The organism is Photobacterium sp. GB-72 (assembly GCF_003026095.1).
Lineage (GTDB): Bacteria > Pseudomonadota > Gammaproteobacteria > Enterobacterales > Vibrionaceae > Photobacterium.
The window spans coordinates 302,063-320,780 of the sequence record NZ_PYNV01000002.1; the positions used below are offsets into that span (position 1 = coordinate 302,063).

16 protein-coding genes are annotated in these 18,718 nt (G+C 40.0%); 12 read left to right on the top strand and 4 right to left on the bottom strand.

The genetic code is table 11. The features are described from left to right. Positions 1-49: 49 nt before the first annotated feature. A complete protein-coding gene (locus tag C9J40_RS04645) occupies positions 50-1,042 on the bottom strand; it encodes a 2-hydroxyacid dehydrogenase (protein ID WP_107206215.1) in 993 nt (330 codons plus the stop codon). 213 nt (positions 1,043-1,255) lie between these two features. Here C9J40_RS04645 and C9J40_RS04650 point away from each other — a divergent pair, with 213 nt between their 5' ends. The 8 genes from C9J40_RS04650 (at position 1,256) to udp (ending at position 12,314) form a co-directional block, all read left to right on the top strand. Continuing rightward, positions 1,256-2,572 carry a DUF945 family protein gene (locus C9J40_RS04650; protein WP_107245938.1) on the top strand — a complete coding sequence of 439 codons (1,317 nt, stop codon included), beginning with the start codon at positions 1,256-1,258 and terminating at the stop codon, positions 2,570-2,572. Positions 2,573-2,798: 226 nt separating this feature from the next. Beyond that, positions 2,799-3,215, top strand: a complete 417-nt coding sequence (locus tag C9J40_RS04655; protein ID WP_105059872.1) for a CBS domain-containing protein — start codon at positions 2,799-2,801, stop codon at positions 3,213-3,215. Between the two features lie 110 nt (positions 3,216-3,325). Next, positions 3,326-4,843 (top strand): MATE family efflux transporter, encoded by a 1,518-nt coding sequence (locus C9J40_RS04660; protein ID WP_107245939.1) that lies wholly within the window; start codon positions 3,326-3,328, stop codon positions 4,841-4,843. 336 nt (positions 4,844-5,179) lie between these two features. Then, positions 5,180-6,595, top strand: coding sequence for a DASS family sodium-coupled anion symporter (locus C9J40_RS04665; RefSeq protein ID WP_107245941.1), 1,416 nt, complete (start codon positions 5,180-5,182; stop codon positions 6,593-6,595). Positions 6,596-6,631: 36 nt separating this feature from the next. Continuing rightward, positions 6,632-7,957, top strand: coding sequence for an ATP-binding protein (locus tag C9J40_RS04670; protein WP_107245942.1), 1,326 nt, complete (start codon positions 6,632-6,634; stop codon positions 7,955-7,957). 10 nt (positions 7,958-7,967) lie between these two features. Continuing rightward, positions 7,968-8,441 carry a response regulator gene (locus tag C9J40_RS04675; protein WP_107206220.1) on the top strand — a complete coding sequence of 158 codons (474 nt, stop codon included), beginning with the start codon at positions 7,968-7,970 and terminating at the stop codon, positions 8,439-8,441. A gap of 130 nt (positions 8,442-8,571) precedes the next feature. Then, a complete protein-coding gene (locus C9J40_RS04680) occupies positions 8,572-11,151 on the top strand; it encodes a zinc/cadmium/mercury/lead-transporting ATPase (protein WP_107245944.1) in 2,580 nt (859 codons plus the stop codon). A 395-nt stretch (positions 11,152-11,546) separates the two neighbouring features. Continuing rightward, entirely contained in the window at positions 11,547-12,314 is a 768-nt protein-coding gene (gene udp / locus C9J40_RS04685) for a uridine phosphorylase (RefSeq protein WP_005368660.1), read from the top strand. A 127-nt stretch (positions 12,315-12,441) separates the two neighbouring features. Here udp and C9J40_RS04690 read toward each other — a convergent pair whose 3' ends face one another. Beyond that, positions 12,442-12,921 (bottom strand): hypothetical protein, encoded by a 480-nt coding sequence (locus C9J40_RS04690; RefSeq protein WP_107206222.1) that lies wholly within the window; start codon positions 12,919-12,921, stop codon positions 12,442-12,444. Positions 12,922-13,213: 292 nt separating this feature from the next. On the opposite strand from C9J40_RS04690, the gene C9J40_RS04695 reads away from it, so the two are divergent. From C9J40_RS04695 to C9J40_RS04710, 4 genes are all read left to right on the top strand, one after another. Further along, positions 13,214-14,077: a hypothetical protein gene (locus tag C9J40_RS04695; protein WP_107206223.1), complete on the top strand. Its 864-nt coding sequence runs from the start codon at positions 13,214-13,216 to the stop codon at positions 14,075-14,077. A gap of 102 nt (positions 14,078-14,179) precedes the next feature. Next, a complete protein-coding gene (locus C9J40_RS04700) occupies positions 14,180-14,434 on the top strand; it encodes a hypothetical protein (RefSeq protein ID WP_107206224.1) in 255 nt (84 codons plus the stop codon). 113 nt (positions 14,435-14,547) lie between these two features. After that, a complete protein-coding gene (locus C9J40_RS04705; RefSeq protein ID WP_107206225.1) occupies positions 14,548-15,207 on the top strand; it encodes a hypothetical protein in 660 nt (219 codons plus the stop codon). 170 nt (positions 15,208-15,377) lie between these two features. After that, complete coding sequence (locus C9J40_RS04710) at positions 15,378-16,286, top strand: aldo/keto reductase family oxidoreductase (protein WP_107206226.1); 909 nt, start codon at positions 15,378-15,380, stop codon at positions 16,284-16,286. A 65-nt stretch (positions 16,287-16,351) separates the two neighbouring features. On the opposite strand, the gene C9J40_RS04715 is transcribed toward C9J40_RS04710, so the two are convergent. Both C9J40_RS04715 and C9J40_RS04720 read right to left on the bottom strand, forming a co-directional pair. Further along, positions 16,352-17,524 (bottom strand): Card1-like endonuclease domain-containing protein, encoded by a 1,173-nt coding sequence (locus C9J40_RS04715; protein ID WP_107206227.1) that lies wholly within the window; start codon positions 17,522-17,524, stop codon positions 16,352-16,354. 276 nt (positions 17,525-17,800) lie between these two features. Continuing rightward, the gene (locus C9J40_RS04720; protein WP_107206228.1) at positions 17,801-18,451 is read right to left on the bottom strand and encodes a LysE family translocator; all 651 of its coding nucleotides are present in this window, start codon (positions 18,449-18,451) and stop codon (positions 17,801-17,803) included. Positions 18,452-18,718 lie beyond the last annotated feature (267 nt).

Sequence of the window (18,718 nt, forward strand, 5' to 3'; positions counted from 1 at the left end):
TTCATAAATAAAAATGCCGCTAAATTTTTATATTTAGCGGCATTATTTATTAATCTAACACTTCATTTCCTGATACTTTACCTTGATCAAAATCAGACAGATTTTGCAGCGTAGTTTCAGCAATATTACCCAAAGCTTCTTCTGTTAAAAAGGCTTGGTGTCCAGTGAAAAGTACGTTGTGGCAAGATGATAAACGACGAAATACATCATCTTGAATCACATCATTCGACTTATCTTGGAAGAATAAATCTTTCTCATTTTCATATACATCGACACCCAACGCACCAATACGTTGTGATTTTAACGCTTCAATAGCATCACTTGATTTAATTAAACCACCACGACTGGTATTAATGATCATTACGCCATCTTTCATTTTGTCAAAGGCGTGTTGATTTAACATATGATAGTTTTCCTTCGACATCGGACAGTGCAGAGTAATAACATCCGATAAACGATAGATTTCATCAAGGCTAGTATAAGTTACCCCTAATTCAATCGCAGCAGGATTTGGGTATGGGTCAAAGGCAAGAATATTCATGCCAAACCCTTTTAAAATACGAATCGTTGCTAAGCCAATTTTCCCCGTACCTACAACACCAACGGTTTTACCGTGGAAGTTATAACCTGTTAGGCCATCAAGCGAAAAATTGGCATCACGCGTGCGTTGATAAGCACGATGAATATGGCGATTAAGGCTCAACATTAAGCCCAAGGTATGTTCCGCAATAGACTCGGGTGAATAAGCGGGAACACGTACAATTTGTAGCCCTAACTTTTTGGCTTCCTCTAAATCAACAAGATCGTAGCCTGCACAGCGCATCGCAATGACTTTAACCCCTTGCTTGGCTAAACACTTTAAGACTGGCGCACTAAGATCATCATTAACAAATGCACAAACAGCATCAAACCCTTCACTCATTTTCGCTGTTTGTAGATTCAGCGGGAAATCGAAGTAAGTAATATCATGGCTAAAGGATTTATTTACTTTAGAAAAAGATTCTTGGTCGTACTTTTTTGAGCTAAATAGAGCTATTTTCATAAGACTAAATTACCTTATTTATTCATTATTATATTCTGTGCTGTTAATACCATATCAAAATACTCTGGTATTGATAGGAAAAGTATCAAAAATAGACATTGCAAGGATGATCTGTTTTTTTCGTTATCAGTGAGTTCTAGTTGACGTCAACCCTTTAAAAAGTTGATGATATAGTCATATGTTTGCACTTAAATTTATTAATTAGGATTCAATATGTTGTTGAAGAACGTTGCAGCAGGAGCGGGTGCGGTTGCCGTGATCCTTTGTTGGCCATTAGCCACAGGACAAATAGGTCAAAGTTTATATATGGGGGCGATTAAAAATTATCACAGCCCTTATATGACCATTACGAATCAAAGTTTTGAACGCGGTTATCTTTCTTCTGATGCAGTTTCTCGTATTGAATTAAAAGATAGCTTAAAAGCAACATTTGAAGAAGAAGGCTTACCCACCACGTGGTTAGTTAAGCATCATATTCAAAACGGATTTTTAGGCGTTAAGTCGAGCAGTGAATTAGAAATTGATAAACAAGTCGCGCCGTTGATCAGTAGTATTTGGGGCAAAAATGTTCAACCGGTAACCTTAGTGACAGACTCCTCTTTAACGGGAAATACCGATTTTACGATGACGATTAATCCGATTAATTATAATCAGTCTGGCGCATTTGTAAAAAGCCAAGCTTTTGTGTTGACGGGGAGTGCAAATGCGGATGGTGCAGGTGATTTCAACTATACGTTACCCTCTTTAGATGTGAAAACTGATAGTGGCGAAACTATGCAAGTGAATACCTTTGCAGGTCAAGGTAGTGGTCAAATGCAGGGTAGTTTCTGGATTGGTGATCAGACATTCAATTTAGGTAAAGCAAATTTCGCATCGGCAGATAATCAGCATCATGTTGAGTTAGAAGGCATGAGTGTGATGATGAAAAATGCGTTAAGTCAGCCGAAAGATGAAAAAACACCGACAGACGAAACACAGCAAGTAACGAATACGAATAATATTTCAATTAAGAAAATTGTGACCCTTGATGGTCAGCAATATACAGATTTCAATTTTGCACTGGCATTGAAAGATCTTAACTATAAAGCGATTAGTCGTTTAGCTGTCATGGAAGAGTCTACAACAGCAGAGCAGCAACAAGCGCAGATGCAAGATGCAATGCTTGCTCTAGATTTATTAGTCGCTAAAGGTGCTACTGTTGATTTATCTGATCTCAGCATGATGACCGAGCAAGGCAAAGTGAATGCCTCTCTTTTACTTGAGCTTAAACCGGGCTTAGCACGTGCGTCAGAAAACTTAGCAGCATTACCAAGCAAATTAGTGGGTAACATTAATATCTCAATGCCAAAAGCTTTTGTGTCTAATGAACCACAGCTTGCAGCGAAAGTGCCAGAGTTACTGCAACAGAAGATTATTACAGAAGATCAAAATAGCTATAAATTAACTGTAAAAGTGGAAGGCTCACAGCTTGTCTTTGGTTCAGGCTTGAAAATCCCGCTAGCAATGCTGTCTATGCTGATGATGCATTAATCAGAAACATTGGCTTAATGTGAAAGCGTCTCTAATTTTGAGGCGCTTTTTTGTATCAATGTATTAATTATGAGTCAAATACCCTTAACCGTTGATAAAAATATAAATTCTAATTTAGTAAATTTGAAGAAATAGACTTAACTTTAATAAGGGACAGGTTTTTAGCTATCAACAATAACCATAAAGCTTGTCAGGTGAATATACTCAAAGGTAATTTGGGGGATACATGGAATCATTAAAAGTAAAAGATTATATGAACGTCCGCCCAGTGACATTCAGTGAATCAATGTCATTATCTGTAGCGCTAGACAAGTTGTTGACAGCAAAGCAAATTGGTGGGCCTGTTATCAATGAATACAAGCAGGTTATCGGTTTTTTATCTGAACAAGATATGATCCATACATTATTGAAAGTCGGTTATCACTGCCAAGACTCTCATACTGTCAAAGATTGTATGCGAGATGATGTATTAACGGTATCAAGTGATGATTCAATTATTGAGTTAGCACAAATTATGACGGGGCAAAAACCTAAGATTTATCCCGTGGTTGATAATGGGCAATTACTGGGTGTGATAACCCGTCGTGATGTACTTACCGCTATCAGTACTCAAATAGGGGATAGCTTTAAACATCCACTTTAATGCTATATATTTAAGTATTATTCGATTATGTAGAGGCGCTAATTAGCGCCTTTATTTTTTTGGTTGTAAATATGGATATTCGAGCCGTTTTATAAGGTATAGAGGTTTTAGTGAAACAGCACTCATCAACAGAAATAACAGAAAACCAACAAGCTAAATTTGTTACAGGCTCACCAATGCGTCACATTGTTGTGATGTCTGGAACGGGTGCAATCGGCTTGATGGCGCTGTTTTTGGTTGATTTATTAGATATGTTTTTCATTAGCCTGTTGGGTGAAGTGGAACTGGCAGCGGCTATTGGTTTTGCTGGTACGTTAGTCTTCTTTTCTACCTCTATATCGATAGGGACATCCATTGCAGCTGGCGCACTTGTCTCGCGTGCTTTAGGTAAAAATGATCGAGAGCAAGCCAAAAACATGGCGACGAATGTCATGTTGTTTGCTGTCTTTATTAGTATTGTAATGGTTGCAGCGATGCTGTGGAATTTGCCGCTATTACTTGATGCAATTGGTGCAAAAGGACATGTCGCAGAAGCCGCTAGCCAGTATCTGGTTATTCTACTGCCAAGCGCACCGTTAATGGCGGTATCTATGGCGGCAGGCGCTGCAATGCGTGGTGTGGGTGATGCTCGTCGTTCAATGATGGCAACGCTGATTGGTGGTGGTGTCAATGCAGTACTTGATCCATTATTTATTTTTGGCTTTTCAATGGGGATGCAAGGGGCTGCGATATCTTCAGTTATTGCGCGCCTAGCTGTGACCCTTTTCTCGTTATATGTTGTAATTTATAAACATCAATTATTAGCTAAGCCTGATTTTTCTCAGTTTAAACTGGCGATGCCAACCATTGCTAAAATTGCGTTTCCTGCCATCTTAACTAATACTGCGACGCCTATCGGTAATGCGGTCGTTACCAGTAATATCGCGCAATTTGGCGAGAGCTTTGTGGCAGGTTATGCCGTTATTGGGCGTATTATGCCAGTTTGCTTTGCTTTAATCTTTTCGTTATCAGGTGCCGTTGGCCCTATCATTGGGCAAAACTTTGGTGCGGAACGCTGGGATCGTATTCAACAAATTCTACGTGATGCAATGCTCTTTACGGCGATATATTGCGTTTTCGTGTCTATCGTTTTATGGCTAGGGCAAAACCAGCTCATTGCTATCTTTAGTTTAACGGGAGATGCCGCAGAAATTGTTGGTGTGTTCTGTACCTTCATCGCGGTGACCTTTATTTTTAATGGCGCACTCTTTGTTGCCAATGCGGCATTTAATAACCTTAATCGCCCTACATGGTCAACGGCATTGAACATGGGGAAAGCAACAATAGGTACGATCCCGTTTGTACTTATTGGCGGACACCTTGCAGGTGCGAGCGGGGTGTTAATCGGTCAAGCGGTTGGCTCTGTTGTCTTTGGTTTACTGGGTTTTTACTTGGTATTAAAACAAGTGAAGAAAATGGGTTTAGCGCATGAACATCAAGACGTGGCCGATAATGAAATATTAACGCCATCTGTGCCAGTGACACCGTTCTGCTCATCTCGTACATATATGGGAACCGAAGGGGTACTGGAAGAAGCACTGAATAGTGAGCACCTCGATGATGATGTAAAAGCTGATAAAAACAAATAATAAATACGTCCTGCATCACATCATTTGAGTATCTGTGATTCAGGGCATAGTTTACGCATTGTCTTGTTTGATTGGGGCTATAATACGTCGCATTTAGCCGTTGAATTTTCTGTAAGAAAACTTTAATTTTATCGCTTTATTGATCTAACGCTGTGAAATTAACCGATTAGCATTACAAAATAACCTTACATCTAATCAGGGTGTTATATCGAGATGTTCAATCTTTATCTCGCAAAGTTACAAAGAATAGCATCTTGATTAAGACACTCAACTTCATCTTTTATATTCGGAATAAAAAAGGTGATGGCGTAGTTATTGTTAAGGGAATAATGCTATATGCGTCAAAGTCTTCGTTACATCATACCGATTTTACTGCCTTTAATTATTTTATTATTACCGGCTTCTGCGTTTCCCATTGAAGGGTTAACTGTGATTCAGCAACGGGTTATTGCTATCTTTCTATTAGCAGCACTGTGTTGGGTGCTCGAACCTATCCCCATTTATGCTACCTCTGTTGTGATCATTGTTTTAGAGCTGTTATTGCTTTCAAATAAAGGACTATATCTGTTTCGTATTGATCATGGTCAGCCACACTTTGGTGAGTTACTGGATTACAACGCCATTATGGCTACCTTTGCTAGCCCAATCATCATGTTGTTTTTGGGGGGCTTCTTCCTTGCAATGGCGGCAACTAAATACCGTTTAGATGTAAACTTAGCGCGAGTATTACTTAAGCCGTTTGGACATCAACCTAAATATGTGATGTTTGGTTTAATGCTAATCACTGCCACTTTCTCAATGTTCATGTCAAATACCGCCACGACAGCGATGATGCTTTCTATATTAGCGCCAGTCATTGCACTTTTTGGAGCGAAAGATCCGGGTAAAATTGCGTTTGCATTATGTGTACCTGTTGCTGCCAATATTGGTGGCATTGGTACCCCAATCGGTACACCGCCGAATGCGATTGCACTTAAATATCTATCAGAAGATAACATGATCACTTTTGGTGAGTGGATGTTTTTTGGCGTGCCATTTGTTGCGGTTTTGTTGGTTTTTTCATGGTTTTTAATTAATGCAATTTATCCAGCAAAACAGGACCAAATTGAATTAACGATCCAAGGTAAGTTTCTTAAAACACCAAAAGCAATCACGGTTTACATCACTTTTGCATTAACGATAGTACTTTGGTTAATGGGATCAGTACATGGTATGAACTCGTATACTGTGGCACTTATTCCTGTCGCTATTTTCTCGTTAACCGGCATTATCAATAAAGAAGATTTGAAAAAGATTTCTTGGGATGTGCTGTGGTTAGTCTCTGGCGGTATTGCGCTGGGTTTAGCACTTGATAAAACGGGGCTGGCTCAACTGGTGGTCAATAGCATTCCGTTTGATAGCTTCTCGCCGTACTTGGTGCTGGTGGGCGCGGCGATGTTATGTTTAGTGATGGCGAATTTTATGTCTCATACCGCAACTGCGAATTTACTGATGCCTATTATGGCTGCACTGGGTATGTCCATGTCGTCATTGGTACCACTTGGTGGTGAGGTCACATTGATTCTTGTGGTGACGTTTGCTGCATCGCTAGGGATGTCGCTACCAATTAGTACGCCGCCCAACGCATTAGCTCATGCAACGGGGCATGTTGAAAGTAATCAAATGGCAAAAGTGGGGGGGATTATTGGTGTAGTCGGTGTTGTACTTAGCTTTGTTATGATTGGGTTATTGCATGTGATTGACCACATTTAAGCAATAATGCTATTGCCGATAGACAAGGACACGGTCATGGTTCAACCAAAAGCCTTAAAGCGGATTATTGATACGTATTTTCGCGATTCTGAGCGTACGATGTCTGTTACATCAGGTACGCATGTGCTGCGCCAGAATGACTATAACGACAAACTTTACTGGGTAAAAAGTGGTGAATTGTCTGGGTATCTTAAAAATAAAGAGAATGGCTTAAGTGCAAAAGTGTTTGTCGTCAAAGAAGGCATGTTCTTTGGCGTGCATAGTTTTTTTGCGCAGACATTAATGGCATCAACGACGGTGGTCGCAGAAAAAGACAGTGAAATTGCTTGGATTGATTTGCTAACCCCAGTGGAAGATCCAGAAACATATGGCTCTATGACTGAGCAGTTTATGCCTGTCATGGTTCATGAACTTGCTCGTCGACAAATGCTTACTGGTATGGAAGCGCTTGAAAAAGAAAAAGCACTGCAAAAGCTTTATGCCACTGAACAGATGACAACTCTTGGACAACTTGCGGCGGGTATTGCCCATGAACTGAATAATGCGATAGGCGTTCTCAGTAGCAAAACAGAAAATCTTCAAACCAATATTATTGATTCTATTTCAACAAGCAAACCCGAGATGCTTGAATTTATGCTCCAAGGAATTAACGTTGGGCAAACCACGGGATCGCAACAGGTACGAGAACGGGCAAAGGTGTTAATCAAGCAACATAATTTGACTCGTGAGCAAGCCAAAACATTAGCGAAAGCTATTCCGCAAGGTGATGTTCCTAAGCAATGGTTCACTCAATTAGATGAAGCATTACGCTATTGGGACTATGGGCGTGATTTACGCGATATGCGCTTAGCTGCCAAACATTCTGCCAGCATCGTCAAATCGGTAAAGCAATTAGGGGGCAGCGATCATGTGCGGCAAAACGATGTTGATATCAATGAAACCTTACACAAATCGCTAGCTTTACTACAGAGCAATCTACGCCCTGTTGAAATGGTATTGCGCCCCGCAGTCTTGCCACCGATTAATGCGAGTTCAACAGAGTTAGTGCAGGTATGGATTAATCTGATTAAAAATGCCTGTGATGCTATGGAGAATACAGCATCACCGAAAATTGAAATTGTGACTCGACATGTAAAGCAAAAAATCTTAGTCACTATTACTAATAATGGGCCGATGATTGATGAGCCGACACGACGAAAAATATTTCAACCTAATTTTACGACCAAAAAAGGGGGATTATCGTTTGGCTTAGGTTTGGGCTTATCAATTGTACAACGGATCATACAAAGTTATGACGGTACGGTCGTGGTTAAAAGTGATGAAGAACGCACCACGTTTAGGATCAAGTTACCGACACTCTAAGGGATGAGTTATGGAAAAAATAGTCGTTATCTGTGTTGATGATCAACCAGAAGTGTTAAATGCGGTATTAAAAGATCTGTCACCATTACAATCGGCTTTTATGATAGAAGAGTGTGATTCTGGTGATGAAGCCTTAGTTTTGATGGATGAGTTAGATGCTGAAGGGCATTATATTGGTGTCGTTATTTCAGATCATATCATGCCGGGTAAAAATGGCGTAGAGCTACTGACTGATGTGACCCACGATAGCCGTTTCATCAAAACTAAAAAAGTATTACTGACAGGGCAAGCAACTCATCAAGATACTATTGCCGCGATTAACCAAGCACGTATTGAAAGTTACTTTGACAAGCCGTGGGATGCAGACTCGTTGGTTAATTGCGTTAGAACATTGCTTACGGAATACATTTTCGATATGGGGTTCGATTACCAAGCCTGGGGTGAGGTGTTAGACAACACAACGGTACTACGTCGATTACGTTAGGTATGCTATGCGTAGTAGAAATTGATTGCCAAAGCCAAACGATAAAAGTTTGGCTTTTTTTATTGACCTTAGACATTACTCCAAGGTTTATATTAGTTACAGATAATCAAAGCACTCAAGGAGAATGATTATGTGTGCTCAATGTAATAATAAAAAAATGCATGTTCATGCTGCAAAACCAACGGCAGTAACCAAAGCCACAGTGACAGTTGAATCTTGTGAGTCAGCGACATGCTGTTCATCAACCCCTTCTGAGAGTGTGCAAAAACACACCGAAGGGTGTGGTGAATCTGATACCGACGGCCCTGCTTCCTGCTGCTCATCTAAAAGTGACACAGCACTTAACGCTGCAAAACTATCAGCAATAGATGCCATCTATCCAAATAAAAAACCATCAACCTTTACAGTATCTTCTATTGGTCCATCAGACACTGAAATCGCTTCTCAACACGCGCACGTAGAGTCAGAGCACCAGCATTCAGGACATGACGATTCAAGTCATTCATCTTCAGTAAAAAGTTGTTGTTCAACGTCAACCTCATCAAAAGAACAAGATCAAGCGATTGAAGCGTCTTTAGCACAATCGGCTCATGGTCAAACATTTAGCTGGAAAGTGATTGGCATGGATTGTCCAAGCTGCGCGGCTAAATTGGAAAAATCAATTTCAAGTCTTGCTGAAGTTGAAACGGCAAAAGTGATGTTTGCGACGGAAAAGCTCATCGTCAACATGCAAGCCAATCAGCAAGCTGATAACAATAAATTAAAAAAACAGATTGAAGATAAAGCACAGGCAACGGGTTTTACCTTAGTTTCTAATGCTGCTGCGGCTGAAGCGTTACCAAAAAAATCATTTATTCAAGAACACTTAGAAGTCCTTGTGATTGCGGCAATGATGATTGCCTCTTTCTTAATTGATAAAGTGTCACATTCATGGGGTTTAGCGGCATTTACTTTAACCACAATTGTTGGCTTAGTACCGATTGTGAAAAAAGCCATTAGCTTAGGTAAATCAGGTTCACCATTCTCGATTGAAACCCTAATGAGTATTGCGGCTATTGGTGCATTGTACTTAGGGGAAACCGCAGAAGCGGCAATGGTGATTTTACTGTTTTTAATTGGTGAGCAATTAGAAGGGTATGCCGCATCACGTGCACGAAGTGGTGTAAAAGCATTAATGGACTTGGTACCTGAAGATGCCAATGTTGTGCTGCCAAACGGCGAGAAGAAAAAAGTTCCAGCAAGCGAGTTAAAACCCGGTGATGTGATTGAAGTCGTACCCGGCGAGCGTTTACCTGCTGACGGTCAAGTTTTAGATGTGGTTGCGAGTTTTGATGAAAGCGCACTAACAGGGGAATCTGTGCCTGTTGAAAGAACACCGGGCCAGAAAGTCATGGCTGGTAGCATGGCATCAGACAAAGTGGTTCGATTAACGATTGTGTCTGCGCAAGGTGAAAATGCGATCGACCGTATTCTTCATCTCATTGAAGATGCAGAATCACGTAAAGCACCGCTCGAGCGTTTTATTGATAAATTCAGCCGCTGGTACACTCCGGCAATGATGCTACTAGCAACACTTGTTATCATTATACCGCCGCTTGTTTTTGGCCAGTCATGGGATGAGTGGATTTATAAAGGTCTAGCGTTATTACTTATTGCTTGTCCTTGTGCACTTGTTATTTCAACGCCAGCAGCGATCACTTCAGGTTTAGCGGCAGCAGCGCGTCGCGGTGCATTAATCAAAGGTGGTGCTGCACTAGAACAACTTGGTCATGTTGAAACTGTCGCGTTTGATAAAACCGGTACGCTAACGGAAGGTAAACCTGTCGTGACGGATTTAATTAGCTGGGATAACAATCCCGAACAATTATTACGTCAAGCAGCCGCTGTTGAATCCGGTTCGTTACACCCACTAGCAACGGCTGTGGTTAACCTTGCTCGAGAAAAATCATTATCTGTTGTTGAAGCAGAAAATCGTGAAGCACTAGCTGGCCGCGGTATTCAAGGTGTTACCGAAGGCGATAACTTTATGTTATGTGCTGCCGATCGCCTACCAGAGCACATTGTGCTAACGGATAACCAGCAACAGCAAGCGTTAGATCTAGAAAGCGAAGGGAAAACGCTGGTGGTTGCCGTTCGTAATCAGCAAGCGGTGGGTTTAGTTGCATGGCGTGATAATTTACGCAGTGATGCTTTAGAAGCGATCACTAAGCTGAAAAGCATTGGCGTGAACTCAGTGATGCTGACGGGTGATAACCCACGAGCAGCAGCTGCGATTGCTAAAGAAATTAATATTGATTTTCGTGCAGGGCTATTACCTGAAGATAAAGTGACAGAAGTACGCAAGTTAAGTGAGCTACATTCTGTTGCCATGGTGGGTGATGGTATTAACGATGCACCAGCAATGAAAACAGCAACAATTGGTGTGGCGATGGGCGGTGGTACAGATGTAGCATTAGAAACTGCCGATGCAGCAATTACCCATAACCGAGTTTCAGAATTGCCAGTGATGATTGAATTGTCTCGTGCGACATTGAGTAATATTCGTCAAAACATCAGCTTAGCATTAGGTTTAAAAGCGGTGTTCCTTGTTACAACCTTATTTGGTTTTACAGGGCTTTGGGTTGCAGTACTTGCAGACAGTGGCGCAACAGCGTTAGTAACACTGAATGCATTACGTTTATTACGCTTTAAACCGCAAAGCGAAAAGTAAAAACTAATCGCTCTGAGCATTAGTGATTAGTCTAAACGGCATGATACGAACAATGATGTATTGTTTATCATGCCGTTTTTTTTCGCTATAAGGCAGGTAAACAGAGTAAAGAGTACATGCGCGAGAAAACGAATTTTTGTGATTCCGGCAATAAGATATCGTTTTCGCGTGATTAATATCAGACTTTTATGTAACATATTTTTCAATTGCTTTTTATTGATGTGACCATGCTCACTAAAAGTAATTGAATCATTGGTTATTGTTACCACATGTTTTTGATAGAGCATGTTGCAGTATGTTTGACTCTTTCTATCAAAAAATTGATTAAAATAGTAATAACTCATAAGAATCACTCTGAACCTACAACAGAGCTGTTTAAATTAAAGGGTAACATTATGTCTGATAATAAAGTCTTCCACTTAGGTGTTAATAAAGCTGATCTTAATGGTGCAGAATTAGCGATTATTCCCGGTGATCCAGCACGTGTTGAGAAAATTGCAAACTTAATGGATAACCCTGAGTTTTTAGCAAGCTCTCGTGAGTACACTGTATTTCGCGCTAAATTAGACGGTAAATCAGTGGTTGTGTGTTCAACGGGTATCGGTGGTCCATCAACCTCTATTGCTGTTGAAGAATTAGCACAGTTAGGTGTAACAACTTTCCTACGTGTAGGTACTACAGGTGCAATTCAGCCTAACATTAACCCTGGCGATATGATTGTAACGACAGGCTCAGTACGTTTAGATGGTGCAAGTCTGCATTTCGCACCAATGGAGTTCCCAGCTGTTGCTGATTTTGGTGTTGCAACTGCAATGAAGCAAGCATGTGATGATGAGCATGCTGTAGTACACACGGGTGTAACAGCATCAAGTGATACGTTCTACCCAGGTCAAGAGCGTTACGACACATTCTCAGGTCGCGTAGTTCGTCGTTTCCAAGGCTCAATGAAAGAGTGGCAAGAAATGGGCGTGCTTAACTTTGAAATGGAATCAGCAACGCTATTAACCATGTGTGCAAGTTCTGGTTTACGTGCAGGTTGTGTGGCAGGTGTTATTATTAACCGTACACAAAAAGAGATCCCTGATCACGCAACGCTAAAAGAAACTGAAGCGAAATCAATTAAGATCGTGGTAGAAGCGGCACGTAAAATGCTGGCTGAATAAGATTTAAGTCTTAAATGTTTATATTAGAAAGCCGCTCTTAGGAGCGGCTTTTTATTTGTCTAAAAGGTCATGAATAAAAAGGTTTAAATAAAAAGGGTTATGACATGACCAGTAAATTATTTTTAGATTAAACGGCAAAGTCTAGAGAAATATAAACAGTATCAAGTTGCGACATATTACGCTCTTTCCAAACACTTCTTGTATCATGAACTCTGTACCCCAATTCAGTATTAAAGTTCTTATTGATTCGATAATTAATCCCTGTTTGCGCGCCTAAAATAAGATCATCTTTGCTCGATTCTGCAATTTGTATTCCTGAGCTGGCTCCAATAAAGAAACGCCAATTCTTACTATTAGTTAGCGGTATAAAGTAATCATAAGAAGCGACAAAATTGTATGCATCCTTTTGAAATTCCAGGTAGCTGTATAGTCTATGATAATCGTTAAAGTTAGCACCGATCCTTACACTTGGATTAAATTCCCAACGATTATTGATACTACTGACACCGTCATTGATACCGACACCAATAAAGGCTTGTGGCTCTGAGGCCTGGGCAGACAGACTGGCAAATAAGCCAAATAATACAGGTGCAAATTTTAATTTCATTTATCCTCCAAATTGTTTCGTGGACAATACATTATTCTCTAAAGGGATGTTGGAGGTTTCTGTAAGATAATGTTAATGCAATGAATTTCAGAACAGTATTTAGATTGTTTAACTACTTGTTATTTCAGGTAACCTTGTAGTCTGTTGTAATCGTTCGCTTTTATCGTGTTATCTGGATTGATTCGGTAGTATTAAATATTCGTTTGACCTCAATATAACTTGAGGTTTTATCCTTGCATTATATCAATCTCGTTGGTGACGAAATTACAGAAATTAAAGCAAGGAGAAAACAATGGAACAGTTTATTGATAAAGGGATGTTAGCGTTAGCCAATGTGGTGGAAGTTGACAGTACCGCATGGTTTCAAGGGCATACGGGGGCGGCATTATTGGCAGGTGATGCATTACTTAATGGCGGAGCACTCAACAATGTATCTAAAAAGAGTTTACAAGCAATGTTAGTGCAGTTTACCGATGATAATCAGCATTTAATGAATCCATTATCCAATAGCCCTGAAACAACCGATTATAGTGAAGTTGTAAATGCTATAGCACTTAACGCGCAGCAATTATGTCATTCAGGTCATGGGATCATATATGGTGCATTATTTTTAAATGCTGTCGCTAATAATAACGTTGTTGTTACTCAGCGTATGGTTTCGAATATCGCTAAGCTAATTGTTAATTGTATGGATGATAATTGGGGACGTTATTACGGTTTAGCTGATTATCGTCAATATCAGCCATCCAGTTTATTAAATAAAGGTGAGATAGATATTCAGCAACATTGTGTTATTGCTGTTGAGCGAAGTACACAAGATATTTACCATAATAATGATGAGCATTTTTTCGCTGGCGATAAACTTCATGGTATTACTCATGCCCATGCAATATCTTTACTCGATAAACTGGGCCATAAAAAATTAGCGCAACAAGCGGCACAACAATCGCTTATTCAGTTAGAGCTTAATGATCGCAAACCCGAGTCAGGACTAAAAAAGGTAATACCCCAACATTTTGACTTATCAGATCCAAATATTTGGGGACATGACTTTAATGAGCACAAAATTAAGCTGGTACACAGTTATGTGGAATTATCGGCACAGAGTCATCAACCATTAGCGAAATTAGATAATTTATGGGGGGCAGTGGTGTAGCTTCATTGCTTTTACTTACACATTCCCCAACCACAATGTATTGGCGCAAATCTTGTTCAGAGCTATGATGTAATGCTTACGGATTAAAGAAAGGGATTGATTATGTTGTGGTTTTTAATGATTACGTTACCACTGATTTTGGTGGTAGCGCATGTGGTGTTACTGGCTACTAATCTTTATTCTTCAGTAAAACCTGCCTTGATTATTCCTGCCATTATTGTGGTGTACTGTGGGTATTCCATCATCAGTGTGTCCGATCGTGATGCATTACCTGCCATTGTGTTAGCGGCATATTATTTAGCGTTAACCATGTTTACACTGCGACGTACTTACCGTTGGTATCATCAATTGAGTTGAAAATACGACGTAGTAAAGTTGTTACTGTTATGATAATTATCACTTAAATATTTTTTTCTCTATGTTAACTTGCTTGCTCTATTTTGCTTGTAAATCTAAGGATGGAAGTTGACATGATTAAAATGAAGCACTTTTTGTTATTATTGGTAACGTTCTTTATTACTGGCTGTGTAAGTCCTATTCCCTTACATGAACAAGCGCCAGATACTAACTATAACGTTACGAAGAAAGTATTAATTTCTGTCAATGACCAACGTGAGCGAGTAAAAGAAGGTAAGCCAGAAGATTTTGTTGGTGTAGCTCATGCGACTTTTGGGATTCCCGTGGATTGGCATGTATCTCAAGTTTTAGCGACTGAAGAAGGCGATAAAGAGAAAACATTAGCAGATTTTCTTGAGCATCGAATTTTACATGGCTTACAAAAACAGGGTTGGAATGTTGAAGCTGTTAAGGTTCCTTCGGGTGCAAGTGATAGTGATATCATGGTGTTATTAGCTGATAATCAAGCAGATAAACTAATGCAATTAAACATTAATGAATGGTTTTTCAGTATTAATTTAAACTGGGTGTCTGCTTTTAATTTTGATACTGATACGTTAGTTAAAATTTATGAAGTAAATGATGGGCAGATCTTAGAAAAACAAATTGCAGGGCGTGATGTAATTGAAGAAAAAAGTGATGAGTCACCACAGAATAATGTACTTCGAGCCTACCGAGAGCAATTAGTTGAAATCTTCAGTGATCCTGAAGTGAAAAGTAAATTAACGGATTAATTTGCGAGTTAGATAGTTATGAAAAAGCACTGTTATCAGTGCTTTTTCTCTATTAACTGCATGTCGAACTATTCTCATTCTTTGAAACCTGTCACTTTAGTCATTGTATCCCTGTGTTACGTTCGGTGAGCGCAAATTGTGCTGACGATAAATACAAGATGGATGTAAAGATGACTGAGAAGAACCAACAACCACTTAATGACGCTTTGTTCTCTAACTTTATTCAAGGTTACTGGCGAATGGCTGAGTGGGGAATGACGGCGCAGCAGCGATTATCATTTATCAAGCAACATGTAGCACTTGGTGTAACGTCTGTTGATCATGCGCCTGTTTATGGCGCCTCAGCGTGTGAATCTTTATTTGGTGAAGCATTACAATTACAGCCAAGTATTCGTGATGAATTAACGATTATTTCTAAATGCGGCATCGTTGGCGGTAAAGAGGTCAACGGTACGTCGCAAGTGGCGTATTACGATAGCCGAGCAAGCCATATTCTTGCTTCAGTCGAGGGGTCTTTACAGCGTTTAGGTATCGAGCAACTGGATATATTGCTGATTCACCGTCCTGATCTATTAATGGATGCTGATGAGATCAATAGCGCTTTTGAGCAACTGCATCAGACGGGAAAAGTAAAACATTTTGGGGTGTCGAATTTCTCAAAAGATGAATTTTCATTGTTGCAATCTCGGGTAGAGTTTCCACTGATCACTAATCAAATTGAAATTAATCCATTACATACTGATGCGATTGAAGACGGTACATTAGCGCAGCTACAGCAGCATAGAGTACGACCAATGGCGTGGTCTTGCTTAGCTGGGGGTGATATTTATAACAGGACTTCAGAACAGGCTCATCGAGTACGTGAAACATTAAATGTATTAAAGCAAGAGCTCAATGCTGATTCTATTGATCAGGTGATTTATGCTTGGTTAATGCGTCTGCCTACACGTCCTGCTTTGCTATTGGGCACGGGTAAAATTGAGCGAGTGAAAACGGCAGTTGCTGCCGAGCAGTTACAATTAACTCATGAACAATGGTATCGCTTGTTAGAAGCGTCTAAAGGGCATGGTGTGGCGTAACCGTGTTATAAACAGAGAATAAAAAAGACCTCAATTGAGGTCTTTTTAAATAGTAACGTTATGCTTTAGGCTGGGTTATGAGAGTGATCTTCACCACCCGCACCTTTTAGCCACTCGTACAGATGGATGCGTAAGTCACCTAACTGATCAGGGCCAATAATCGCGAGGCCTAAATCTTGTGCTCGAACTAAATCGTGATGACGCAGGGGACGGAAACTGACAAGCATCGCACGTGCTTGTAAGCCACCTAATAAGTCACGTAGTGATTCTAGTTTGTAGAGTGTATCGTCACCATCATCACGCATACCTTTCGTCTTACATTCAATGATATGCAGCTTATTATTAACGATAGTTGCAACATCCAATTCATTACGTACCTCACGCTCACCAATTTTACGGTAAACCTGCACACCTAATGAGTGATCTTGAATTGTAGGCAGTTCATTTTGAATAGCGCGAACGGTGCTATGAACAAGGTTTTCTAACCATTCCCCATTTGCAAAACGGCGAGCTTCTTCGTGTTTAAAGGTTAAAACACCGTCATGGTACGTTGCTAAACCTGTTTCTTCTAAGTCTGATAGCAATGTGCCGAGCTCTTTGTAGCCTTGCTGTTTATCACTCAGCTCAACATGAAGAACTTGTTCTTTACGGCACGTGGTCGCGAGGTAATTCAAGGTTGCGAGGCCTGGACCTAATTCAAGTGCAGAACTTGCCCAGCGTTGACCTAACTCCCAAAGCTGATCGTTAAGTGATTCAGGCATAGGATTATCAGAAAGCTCGCAACGGGCACCGAAAATAGTTAAATAGTCGGTAATTTGGATCCGGTCTTGAACCTGTTGTTGCTCACGGTCAGCTGGGAACAACCAGCACATTTCATCACTGTAAGGTTCGATAACATAAATTGGCCAGTGATAAGAGCGGAAAACTTCGTAAGCAGAAAGAAGACGGTGACGTAAACCACAACTTGCGTTAAACCAAACTTCGCAGCCTGTTGCTTTAATATCTTCTGCGAGTTGATGAATCTCGCTTCTAATCAGCGTGATATTAATGCTGTCAGGGATCACAAAAAAATCAACATCTATGTTACGTGGCGTCAAAATAGACGCTAGGCGGTCATACTGTTCTCGCTGAAGCTCAGTACCAATAAATATCATTTTTGTAGCCGGAACGGCTTCATCTAGTAAAGGGGTGATCAAACGGACAGGGTCCTGATCGATAATACCAACATGAATAATCATAATAATCCTTAATGCGCCAAATTTGTTATGGGGCATATTATGTCTGCGCATTAATTAATAAGAAGTGAATCAAAGAGTGTACGCAACACTTATTATTAAGATATATGAGGATATTTAGGGTGAAATTCAAGGTGAAAATGGTGAGGGATTTTATATTTCACTATTAGATAGACATAAATGAGAGGTGTATTTTCATTATTGATAGTTAACAGACAAATACTTTTAAAATGATGATAGCGTCACTAAAATAGGTAACGCTACTAAACAGGGGGGGAATTAGTGTGTTACAGGTGTTGGAAGTTGGGATGCTAATAGCCAAATGGCTAAAACAAAGAAGATCAAACCCATAAATTTATGCTGATTTGCACGGAATTTTTCACTTTTCAATAGTGATTTACCAAACGTGCCAACAGTGGTGACCAAGAATAAATTAAACAGTAAACCTAATACATTTAGTAACAAACCAAGCACTAACATTTGTTGGCCAGATGTTGCAGCAACGTGAGTCGAAACAAATTGAGGCAAGAATAGAACAAAGAAAATAAGTGCTTTTGGGTTAAGTAAATTAGTGAACACGGCACGACGGTATAGCGTTGCTGCCATTTTATTACTTTTAGTGAGCTCTTCCGGCGCATCGGCAGGTTGTGTTCGCATGCAGTCCCATCCCATCTTTAATAGATAAGCGCCACCAAGTAAGCGAAGAATTTGCAATGCTATAGGGTTAACGGCAATTAAGGCTGAGACACCTAAAGCTGCCAAAATAGTTAATAAAATACCCGATGTAGCATTACCTAAACTTGCAAAAATACCCACCTTGCGACCGTAACTGAGGCTTGAACTGGCAATCAGTAACATATCTGGCCCTGGAATTAATAATAAAGCGATAACAGCAGTGAGGTAGAGAGGTAATACATTTAAATCAATCATGGTTCTTTAACTAAATAGAGCAGAGAGGATGTGTATTTTACCTACTGAGTAATATTAAATCATTCATTTTGTATCTTTATTGGTTTATATCTCTGTAATGTTATTGCTTTGTAATTGTTATGTTCTGTACTTTGTAGTTTGTTTTAATGCTTTGTTTCTTGGGGCAAGGTGAAAAATACACAACATTCTTATATTTAAGACGCCCAGACGTGCCGAAATTTATACCGTTGATTAATACTTAAGGCATCCTTTTTGCTGAGGGGAAGA